Below are 9,923 nucleotides of genomic sequence, written 5' to 3'. Positions count from 1 at the left end.
GGTGTGTCGAAGAAAATGTTCTACGGCACCAACCCGCACGGCGACACCGAAACCCTCACCGACGCCACCACCGGCGCCACGACGTCGACGTACCGGTACACCGCCTACGGCCAGGCCGACAAGGCCGGCACCACCGGCGACGACAAGATCATGGACGACTCGGCTCAGGACGCCGACGTCGTCAACCCGTACCGGTTCAACTCGAGCCGTTTCGACGGTGCCACCGGCACCTACGACATGGGGTTCCGCGAGTACAACCCCAGCCTGAACCGGTTCCTCACCCGCGACATGTACGACGGGGCGCTGGGCGACATGGGTCTGGGGGCGGATCCGTGGAACACCAACCGCTATATGTTCGGCGGCGGAAACCCCATCGGCCGCATCGAACTCGACGGCCACATCAACGAGTCGTTGACGTCAGGCGGAGGTCGAGCGCCTGAGCCTGTGAGCGTAATCGTGGGAAGTCGCGAGGTGGCTGCCGAGGACTCGAAGGAATTCGACGCGGCGTATGACGCGGTCGAGTCGGAGCTCATCGGCGGTCGAGGTGGCCAAGGACATGCCGGGACCGTCGGTTGCAACAACCTAGAGACCTGGAAAGTGGAGAACGGCAAGACAACGACCTGCGGTTGGTCCGATGTCAAGTTCTCCAACAAGTTCGCTAATGCGCTGTGCCAGCAACCTGGTATTCGGTGCGGCCCGTACACCCCGACCGGCCCGATGGGAGTTGGCCTCGGCCATGACGGCGGGGCAGTTCGCCTCACCGGCGGTCCTGAGGCGCCGACCGGCAGCCGTGCGATGGGCGGTGGTGATTTCTGCAGCTTCAGTGGTGAGACATTAGTTGAGATGGGTGACGGCTCACGCAAGCCCATCTCGCAAGTGAAGGTCGGCGACGAGGTTCTCGCCGCCGACCCGGAAACCGGTGAGCGAGGACCGCGGAGGGTCACCCATCTCTGGGTCCACACCGACACGCTGCTTGAGCTTGAAGTCGAGGGCGGCCTCCTCACCACCACCGAGGACCACCCGTTCTGGAACGCCACCGACAGCGAGTTCCAACGCGCCGACCAACTCGATGCAGGCGATCAACTCGTCACCCCTGGCAGGAACCTGGTACGAGTCAAGGGCATCCGTCCAGGCACGCAGCGCGGGGCAACCGCCTACAACCTCACCGTCGACGACATCCACACCTACTACGTGCTGGCAGGAAACATGCCGGTCCTGGTCCACAACAACTCTGGTTGCGGGCCGTACTTGAAAGATTTGCCGAAGGATTATGACCGGCGAACTGTAGGGATTCTTGATGTCGGTAACGATCAGCTGCCGATGATTAGTGGTCCAGGCGGCCAGTCGGGTCTTCTTAAGGTCCTCCCAGGCCGGATCAAAGCAAATGCAGGGCATGTCGAGACACACGCGGCAGCGTTCCTGCGCATGAATCCGGGCATTAGACAGGCGGTCCTTTACATCGACTATCCGAGTGGAACGTGCGGAACCTGTAGAAACACATTGCGGGACATGCTGCCAGAAGGCGTCGAATTGTGGGTCAGATCGCCACAAGGAACTGAGAGATTCGTGGGGCTTCCCAATTGACTCAGGACAGCGATCGGCGGCCGACCTGATTGATCGGCCGCCGATTCGCAGCTTTTGCTACTACCAGGGCGGCGGTTCATCGGTTGTGTGATCCTGAGGGTTGGTGTAGGAGCGCCACTTGATTCCGGGCGTGGTCTCGGCCCAGGCGAGATCCTCTGGCGCAACAGCTGCCAGCACAATGTCATGGCCTGATTCAATATCATCGCTCGGGTGGACAAGAGCCAACCATTTCTCACCGAGGATGATGCGTGAATCGCGGGCCGGCCAGTTCCAGGGGAGAAACGGAAGTTCACGGCCTCCTGTCTGAGAGCCAAGCAATCCTGCCGGTACTCCCTGCGCGACTTTCGTCGCTGGGGCTCCCAGGATCGCCTCGAGGACCGTCGCATGGATCAGGAAATCTGAGAGCCGCTCGCCGGTGGGTGTCCAGGGGTTACCGCCTTCAGACGGTTCTCGCTCGTACACAGAATGCGCTTCATCGTTCGGGTCGAATGCCCATTCCCAAGTTCCTTGGTTCTCTACCCAGAATGGTATCTTCCCGTCCTCGATTCTGAGTTCCGCCAGAGGAACGGCGTAATTATGCGCGGTGATCGCTCCGCCCCAGCGCGCGGAGATCTCGTGCCATTCAACAAGTTCCGTAGGGGCACCAGATTCATGTCCCACCTGTACGCCAGCGGATGGCCGGTCGCCGTACCATTTACTGAGAAATAGCAGTAAGCTCTGATTGTCCGTAGGGGCGAGATAGTTCATGTGCATATTATGCGCCACGCATGGGATCGTCGGAGTGAGCTGTGTGCACGGTGGATGGAACTGATCCCTGTTGGTCGAGGACTTGATCCCTGACGGCAACGCCGCGGACGGTTGCTGCGACGGCATAGATCGGCAGGGGGGATGTTGTCGGCGCTGAGGGTGCGCCACCCCCGGCGGTGGCTCTCGGCGTAACAAAACACCGGTACAGGAGGGTCCAGGCACTGCTAACAGTTGACCTGGCCATTGGTGCTGGCGGACCGATCTGACTATTGTGCGCGGGGCCCGTGTTCGATCCTGGCGGTACTGCAGCGACTCCCGACCACCTGACCTGGTGCCTGCCCCGGACCGCCCCACACGGCCCAGAACTCCCGAACGTGTCCCCAAGGGCAAAGTAGCCACGTCGAGTGCGGATGCTAGGCCTTGAACTCCCGAAGCTGGCCTCGAGTGGCTAGTAGCGGGCAGGGTCGTCCGGTCGTGGGGCCCGTTTCATAGGTGGTCGCTCGTGAAACACGTCGGCAGCCGCCAACGGCGAGCGGGCACCGATGTTTCATGAGTTGTTGCAAACAACTGGACGAGTGAAACGTACTTATGAAACAGTCGGTCGCTGTGAACAGCGCCGACCAGGATCACCGGGACTACCAGCGCGTGGAAGCGTATGCGTGCCCGATGTCCACCTGCGCCGCCCCGGCGGGCTCGCCGTGCCGTACGGGGAAGGGAAAGGTGGCGGTCCAGTACCACACTGCCCGCTTTCGGCTCGTGCCGCGGCTGGCCAAGGTGCTGAACGTGCCCACCCCGGCCGTACGCCGGCCGGGATCTGTATGGACCGAGCTCCCGTGGCCGGTCGAACTCGGTGGCGAGCCGGTCGGTCATGTTCGGATCGGGTACGCCCGCGCCTCGACCTCGCGCCAATCCCTGGACTCCCAACTCGACGCCCTCTCCGGTGCCGGCGTCACTCGTGTCTTCTCCGAAAAGATCTCTACCCGGGCCACCCGCAGGCCGGAACTGGAGGCCGCGGTCAAGCTGGCCCGCGAGATCCGCAGCTCCGCCGTACGAGTCACTCTCGTTGTTCACGAACACAAGCGGCTCGGCCGCGGCATCGAACTGGCCGCTCTGGCCGAGGAGCTGAAGGCCAACGACATCGGCCTGGAGTTCCTCGCCGGCGAACTCCAGGGCTCGCACGACCCGGCGGGAGTGGTATTCACCGTGCTAGCCGCCCTGTCCGGCATGGAACGCGAGTACATCAGAGACCGCACCCTGGAAGGCCACGAGTCGGCCCGCAAACGCGGCAAGACCATCGGCGGCGCCGGCGTCACCGACCAGGACATGCTGGCCATAGCCCTGCACCTGCGCGAGCAGGGAGTGAGCCTGCGCGACGTCGCCAAGCGCCTGGTCATCACCACAGGCAAGAAGAAGGGGCAGCACCCCTCGGCCGCAACCGTACTGCGCATGCTGCGCGAGCACGGCGAACAGACAACAGCGCCCCAGGCCGCACAAACCATCGCCGAAGCACACCCGAACGGAAAGTCACGGTAAGCCGCCGAACCGAGACCTGCTAACGGGACTTTTCGTTCGGATGCTCGTCATACCCCGAGCCTGCGAGCCTGGTCGGTCACCCACAACTGTCTGGCCGGAAAGGTCATCGCCCCGACACGCAAATCGACGAGGCTCCCGTACTTCGCGTTCAGCATCGCCGCGACGTCGGTTGCCCACGCGGCCAGCTCGATGTAGAACGGGGGCTCACGCCGCACGCGATCGGGGACAGGAAATACCCTGAGCGCACCCGGTGACTCCTCGCTCAACCGGCGCAGATCCACGCGCAGACTCTCCCAACCGGCCATAGCCCGACGGTATCGGAACCGACCGCAGGCAGAGGACGATCGAGCCCTTCAGGAACTTCCTGAATTCGGCATGAGCGCGCGCACTATGTGGCAGATCCGCGCGATACAGTCTCGCCCATGAACCGCGATCCGCTGGACGACATGCCTCAAGATTCGCGTCGCGAGGTCGTGGCCGCGGTGCAGGCCGCCCTCGACGTCGACGAGGCAGGTGCGGAGGACATCGTCCGATCAACCGAACCGTTCTGGGACGCGATGGAGCGTGCCGGTGGGTTGGTTGACTCCTGGGGCGGCGGCGAGTTCTGCTACGTCTTGCCGCGGGTACTCGCATTCATCCGTGGCGGCGCCTAGGAGGGCTCAGGCCCACCGCGCGCAACTCGGCATGACCGCGCCCGGATCGCGGCTGTGCGTGCATGTATCAGCGCCGAATGGCGACTACGGCACTTCGTCAGAGTCCACCTGCAGGATCGCTTCGCGAAGGGAGCGTTCGTAGTGGCTGCGGCGGAACACGACGCCTCAAAGCTCCCGTAGTCCCGAGTTCGACGGTGCGGCTGTCTGAAGCCGCGCCAGGTCACCACGTCCTCAGAAGTCAGCACCTCGGCTTCGAGTGGCCAACAGCCCACCTCGCCGCACTCGCACCCGAGCAACGCAACGGCGCCGTGCCTGGCCCACTACGAGGAGTCGGGCGGTCCTGTGAGGTAGCTGGCCAAGTCGCCAGTGGAAATGGTCATGTACCAGACCGGCGTATCCGCCGGCCACGGCATTACGAGCCGCATGTTCGTATCCTGAGACGAGATCGACCAAGCTCACGTCATCGACGTACGGCAACAGCTCCCGGCCTTGAGGAGTGCGGTTGCCCCACGGGCGGACCTCAGAGCGGACCTTGCGAACGACCAGCGACGGGGGCACATGGCAACTGTGCCCTATGGCCCTGGCCAGCGGAACCCGCTCAACCTGACGGCGCGCCTGCTGCCGGTCGGAGGATGGCCTGCCGAGGGCCCGCACGTCGGCAGGATCACGCGCGGACGGCGGCAGATCTGGAAGTGCTGCCGCGGTCGCGACAGGGAGCGGGAAGGTCAGTTTCGGACGACAGTTCCGGGCCGGTCGAGCCAGTGGAGGAATGGATCGTTCGCAGGACCGTTGACAGCGATCCATTGGTCTGCAACATCCTCAAGCCCCAGTGCTTCGATCCCGGTTCGAGCCGGCTGAACTCCCCACCGCTCGCGCACCCAACTCCGGTAGAGCCCAAGAGCCGCACCGTCCTGCTCGGGTGGCTCGCCCCAGTCGGTGTTCCAGCAGGGCTCCTCGTAGCCGACAGCGAAGAGACGAAGCACGGCCAACGGGGACGGAAGAACTGCGAAGAGAATCGAGCCAGAACCCGAGCCGTGGTGTACCACATGCTGCCGGCCGTCGTCATCGAGCCAAAGGCAGACAGATGAGCCTTCGCCACCCGTCGCAGCGATGAACCAGAGGCGGTCCGGATCCACGAGATAGCCGGCCCAGCTGGTCCGCGCTGGATCGCCGATGGCCACCAGGCAGTGTTCGCCGATCCTTGGATCCGCGAGGTACCCATAGCCGTTGTGTACGTTCCCGACCTGCGTCGTCCACGCCGCGAGTTCGAGAAACTCAATCGGCATGGTGAAGCGGTCCGGCATCCCGGAGATCAGATCGACCGGCCGAAGGCTCACGCGTCCATGGTTACAAAGACAGCGTTCCTGGGGCTCGCTGCCCGAGAATACAGCGAGGCTGTCTTCTCCGAACGGACATCGGCCCGCCCGCTCGGATCGCGGCAGAAGAGGATGCCGGCAGGCACGGTAGGCGTAAACCCGGGCACCGGACTTAGATCCACGTCCACGGACGGACGGCTTGCCACACGCGCCCGGGTCAACGGGCACGGCGCGGATGGAGGTAGATCTCAATGTCTTTCAACGCATTGGCCGCCCCAACGCGGCGTAGTTCGGGAACCACCCGGTCTTCGTCCAGTCGGCCATAGACCCTCGCCAGGTGCCCCAGGCACGTCGCGGCAAGTAGTCTCACCTGGCGATCCTCGTGATCGAGTAGACCGAGATAGAGTTCCTGTAGCTCCTTCCAGTCCCCACCGCCATACAGAACGGCACCAACCATGGCGTCCAGGGCGCTGAAAAGCTCGCGGCGATCGATCGCCGCACGCACCTCGCCCGGTGTTGCCGGCGGTGGGTTGCGGAAGACGTGATGCTCATGGCTCATAGGCCGCATCCTTGCTCATCCGTGAGCCGGGCGATCATCGGCTAGACGTAGGTAGCCGTCGGGTGCACTCACGTCGGCATGACCGCGCTTCACTCTCGACGGCATGTCCGGGCGCCTTCTCAGTCGCATGGCGCTGACCGGCGCCGTGAATCCGTAGGCACGCTTCAATGAGAACCAGGCTTCGATTGCGCCCTCGGTTCCCTCACCCCTCGATGTCGTCGGCCACTCGTGGGACGAAGTTCTCGGGCCAGACCTGGTCGGCGATGGGGAAGTCGTGCCGCCAGCCGACGTTGTCAGTGAATTTGACCTCGGTGAAGTCGTTGCCGGTGATCACGTTACGCCTCTGGGAGTCCCGGTCCGTGCCACCCCACACGCAGCCGTTCATGCGGCCGACGAACCGGCAGTCGATCAGGTCGGCGTCATAGGCGAAGTGGCCCTCCCAGCGGCAGTTGACAAACGTGCAGTTCTCGAAGCGACCTGCACCGGTGTTGAAACCGCCAAGCGTCTTGAACCGGACCCGCTCGAACGTGCAGCCCCGGTAGACGGCCGGGCGGTTGGCGAATGAGCCCTGCGCGGCGAAACCGTACTGGTTCAACACAGGCCTGACGCGCTGGCGGAAGTGGCAGTTCTCAAACGCGGACCACTGGACTAGAAGACTGACGTCATTGAGCCAAAGTTGGACGTCTGAAACGGTCGCCCGGACGAGGTACAGGCGGCGAAGCCCCGAGCCGCCGGGAGTGATCGCGTCCAGATCAATCGTCGTCACCGACCCCGAAACAGACCTGCCGGTCGACGCGGGATCTTGGGCGACGCGGGGCGGCGACTGTCCGCGCCACCACTCTGGCTTGCTGCTCATGGAGACATCATCTCGCCATCTCATCGACCGACTCCGCTCCCCGAGCATGCAGAGCGACTATTCGACGCACTAACTCGGCATGACAGTGCGCGGATCGCGGGAGCCATGTGCGGACGTTCGCGAGGCTGGCCTGAGAGGATCCGATTTATGATCGGCGATCACCACGATCTGCCGCGCCGGGCGCGTGATGCTCGGGGCAGCCATGAGGTGGATGGTGATCGTGGCATTCGGCGATCTGGAAGGGAACACCGGCGGGGATGGCGAACGGATGACTGGCGGGATGTCGGCGGCGGATGAGGCGACCCGGCTGAGGTCGGCGCGTGGGTTTCGGGTGGAGTTGGACTATCTGCTGCCGGGTGGTGCGGCGGAGGTGGGGCCGCGGTGGTGGACTGGTTCACGGACGCGGTGGAGCGGCTTGCGGGCGAGTTTATGGCCGAGCTTCCGGCGGCGGGTTTGCCGTCGGAGGGGTTGCGTGATCCGGCGGGTGGGCCGTTTGGGCCGGTTGGTTCGCGGTGGTGTTCGTTGCTGGTGATCGGGCAGGGTGAGCGGCGGTTGTCGAAGTCGTTGCGTGCGTGGTCGCCGAAGAACTGGGAACGGTTCTTGTCGCAGGCGGCGGATGTGTCGGTTGAGATGTCGGCGAAGTTCTCGACCTTGAACAGGTTTGGTCATGCCGGAGTTCCGAGTCTGACGATTTCGGCCTACCGGCCACGTCCACCCGAAGCGCGGCAGTGGCTGCGGCTGGACGCTACCTACGTTGTGGGGACGTTGGGTGAGACCGCCCCGATTCCGGACGAGGTGCCGGAGGCTTGGCGGGAGTTTCTGCTGGCGCAGGCCGAGCGGTCGCCGGCGGTGTTCGGATTCCTTGCCGATGACGCGATCTCGGCCGGGACCCGCACGCCGCTCGAGGATGTAAGAGCGACATTCCCGGACGACACGCTGCCGCTGTCGGACTCCCAGATCCGGGGCTATTCGTGGGTGACGGTCACGTCGGCCGGTGTTCTGCAGCGGTTGGGTGGGATCGAGGCGGTCCGCAAGGGTGGCGCGTTTGCGAGTGCGGTCGAGTTGCCGTCGGGTGGGGCCGTGTTGCAGGCGACGCCGCGGTTGTCGGAGTACGAGGGTGACGCGGTCCGCCAGGTGTTCGAGGCGTTGGCGCCGGTGCTGCCCGAGGACGCGCCGTGGCCCGACGACTTCAACCGGTTCAAGCTGATCTACGAGGCTCCACGCAGGTAGTGCGGCTAGCAAAGTCCGCAACTCGGCATGTCCGCGCGGACAGCGGCTAGATGAGTGCATTCCATGCATCGCGCGCACCGGCACCCGCACTGGTAGCTTGTGGCGTCTCCAGGAGAGGTTCGATTAATGGGTTTTGATCAGTGGCTGGATGCCGAGGCCCTTTTGGAACAGGGCGCGCAGCATCGATGGCGCGAGGGCGACGTGTCCACGCTGGAGGTTGTCGAGGTTTGCCATCTGGACCTTGCCACAGGGCAGGTCGTCGCCGTTGATCCCGCGTACTTTGGCAGTTTCGACGAAGCTTGGCCTGTGGTGGCGCAGGTGCCTCCGGGTGCCTACCCCGTGTTGCTGTCCGTCGTTGCATTGCCCTCCACCGGGCGGACGGACCTCCCTCGCCGTCTCGTGACGGCGGCCACACTCAAGATCAGCGACAACCCAGTCGCCACGTGGAATTGGGTCGACGAGGGATCAGACGGCAAAGTCCTTGGAGTCGGTGTCGACGCCGGCACGGCCTGCTTCTACGACGCTTCGAAGCGAGGATCCCTCGCAGTGCTTAGTGGCGATGAGGACCAGCTCGACGCCGCCATACGCGAGGCCAGCGATGCCGGGTTCGCGGCCATTCCCGACGCCTCGGGTGGCACTGCCGCTGTTTTCATCAGTTGCGGCATGGGCGATGGGTTCTATCCGATCCGAATCGGGCGCGATGCCTCTGACAGGGTCGCGATGGTCATGGTCGACCTGGAGTTGCTGAACCACAGCAAGGGTCGGGTCGGACGGGCGGCGAGCTGACCCGGCTTCTAGGACGATCGGGTCCCTGCGGAACTTCCTGAACTCGGCATGTCAGCGCATTCGTTCGGGCATCTCAGCCGAGCCCGGTAAGGGCAGTCCGGGAAGTACGTGCCTTCGCGCAGTTTCGGGACCGCGACATCCAGCGTTCCGACCCGGGTGTCGAGCTCGCGATACCGATAGCCGTTGCAGGGGTGCACCCGGTCCGGGTCGCGAACCCCGTAGGAGGCGCCGCAGACGCTGTCGGCATCCGCGGACAGCAGCTTGTTGATGAAGCCTTCCATCAGCTCCCGCAGCAGATCCGGACTGGCCTGCTCGAGATGTTCGTGCAGGAACTCGGCTGTCGATACTGGGCCCAGCGGTCATCGCGGTGTCCTTCTTCGAGTCGGTTGTGAGAGATCACTCGAAGGATCACCCGATGACCGCGTTCACGTCTCCGCGCGACGCGCCACCGGGATCACGTCGTACACCACTCTGCTCAGTGTCAGCAACATGCGGGCGCGGCGCATCGACACTCCAAAACTTGGGGCGGATCCGGCGCACCCCGAGCGACACCGGCGAAGTCAAGAAGAGTTTTATCCTTCGAAATACGCTCCGACGCAACCCGATTGCAGCAAGTTGCGACGACACACCACACAGCCGACACGGCCGCTCCAGACCTG

Annotated in this window: 10 protein-coding genes and 1 pseudogene; 5 read left to right on the top strand and 6 right to left on the bottom strand. The window is 64.2% G+C overall.

Annotated elements, in window-relative coordinates:
* Nucleotides 1–1,584: polymorphic toxin-type HINT domain-containing protein (locus tag ACIBL3_RS46915; protein ID WP_396360565.1), on the top strand; the 1,584-nt coding region annotated here is incomplete at its 5' end.
* A gap of 60 nt (nucleotides 1,585–1,644) precedes the next feature.
* Here the strand turns inward: ACIBL3_RS46915 and ACIBL3_RS46910 are convergent.
* Nucleotides 1,645–2,331, bottom strand: a complete 687-nt coding sequence (locus tag ACIBL3_RS46910; RefSeq protein ID WP_396360564.1) for a hypothetical protein — start codon at nucleotides 2,329–2,331, stop codon at nucleotides 1,645–1,647.
* Between the two features lie 720 nt (nucleotides 2,332–3,051).
* Between ACIBL3_RS46910 and ACIBL3_RS46905 the strand changes: the two genes are divergently transcribed.
* Nucleotides 3,052–3,864, top strand: coding sequence for a recombinase family protein (locus ACIBL3_RS46905; protein ID WP_396360563.1), 813 nt, complete (start codon nucleotides 3,052–3,054; stop codon nucleotides 3,862–3,864).
* 47 nt (nucleotides 3,865–3,911) lie between these two features.
* On the opposite strand, the gene ACIBL3_RS46900 is transcribed toward ACIBL3_RS46905, so the two are convergent.
* Nucleotides 3,912–4,169, bottom strand: a complete 258-nt coding sequence (locus tag ACIBL3_RS46900; RefSeq protein WP_396360562.1) for a hypothetical protein — start codon at nucleotides 4,167–4,169, stop codon at nucleotides 3,912–3,914.
* Between the two features lie 117 nt (nucleotides 4,170–4,286).
* Between ACIBL3_RS46900 and ACIBL3_RS46895 the strand changes: the two genes are divergently transcribed.
* Entirely contained in the window at nucleotides 4,287–4,517 is a 231-nt protein-coding gene (locus tag ACIBL3_RS46895) for a hypothetical protein (protein ID WP_396360561.1), read from the top strand.
* 725 nt (nucleotides 4,518–5,242) lie between these two features.
* On the opposite strand, the gene ACIBL3_RS46890 is transcribed toward ACIBL3_RS46895, so the two are convergent.
* The 3 genes from ACIBL3_RS46890 to ACIBL3_RS46880 form a co-directional block, all read right to left on the bottom strand.
* The gene (locus ACIBL3_RS46890) at nucleotides 5,243–5,854 is read right to left on the bottom strand and encodes a hypothetical protein (RefSeq protein ID WP_396360560.1); all 612 of its coding nucleotides are present in this window, start codon (nucleotides 5,852–5,854) and stop codon (nucleotides 5,243–5,245) included.
* Between the two features lie 196 nt (nucleotides 5,855–6,050).
* Nucleotides 6,051–6,392: a hypothetical protein gene (locus ACIBL3_RS46885; protein ID WP_396360559.1), complete on the bottom strand. Its 342-nt coding sequence runs from the start codon at nucleotides 6,390–6,392 to the stop codon at nucleotides 6,051–6,053.
* A gap of 202 nt (nucleotides 6,393–6,594) precedes the next feature.
* Nucleotides 6,595–7,248, bottom strand: a complete 654-nt coding sequence (locus ACIBL3_RS46880) for a hypothetical protein (RefSeq protein ID WP_396360558.1) — start codon at nucleotides 7,246–7,248, stop codon at nucleotides 6,595–6,597.
* A gap of 384 nt (nucleotides 7,249–7,632) precedes the next feature.
* Between ACIBL3_RS46880 and ACIBL3_RS46875 the strand changes: the two genes are divergently transcribed.
* Together ACIBL3_RS46875 and ACIBL3_RS46870 are read left to right on the top strand one after the other, a co-directional pair.
* Nucleotides 7,633–8,478 carry a hypothetical protein gene (locus tag ACIBL3_RS46875; protein WP_396360557.1) on the top strand — a complete coding sequence of 282 codons (846 nt, stop codon included), beginning with the start codon at nucleotides 7,633–7,635 and terminating at the stop codon, nucleotides 8,476–8,478.
* A gap of 126 nt (nucleotides 8,479–8,604) precedes the next feature.
* Complete coding sequence (locus ACIBL3_RS46870) at nucleotides 8,605–9,264, top strand: DUF4241 domain-containing protein (protein WP_396360555.1); 660 nt, start codon at nucleotides 8,605–8,607, stop codon at nucleotides 9,262–9,264.
* A gap of 71 nt (nucleotides 9,265–9,335) precedes the next feature.
* On the opposite strand, the pseudogene ACIBL3_RS46865 reads toward ACIBL3_RS46870, so the two are convergent.
* Nucleotides 9,336–9,627, bottom strand: a pseudogene (locus tag ACIBL3_RS46865) (transposase); the annotation flags it as partial.
* Nucleotides 9,628–9,923 lie beyond the last annotated feature (296 nt).

Source organism: Kribbella sp. NPDC050124 (genome assembly GCF_044460355.1).
Classification (GTDB): domain Bacteria; phylum Actinomycetota; class Actinomycetes; order Propionibacteriales; family Kribbellaceae; genus Kribbella.
This window is presented reverse-complemented; position numbering and strand designations above follow the sequence as displayed.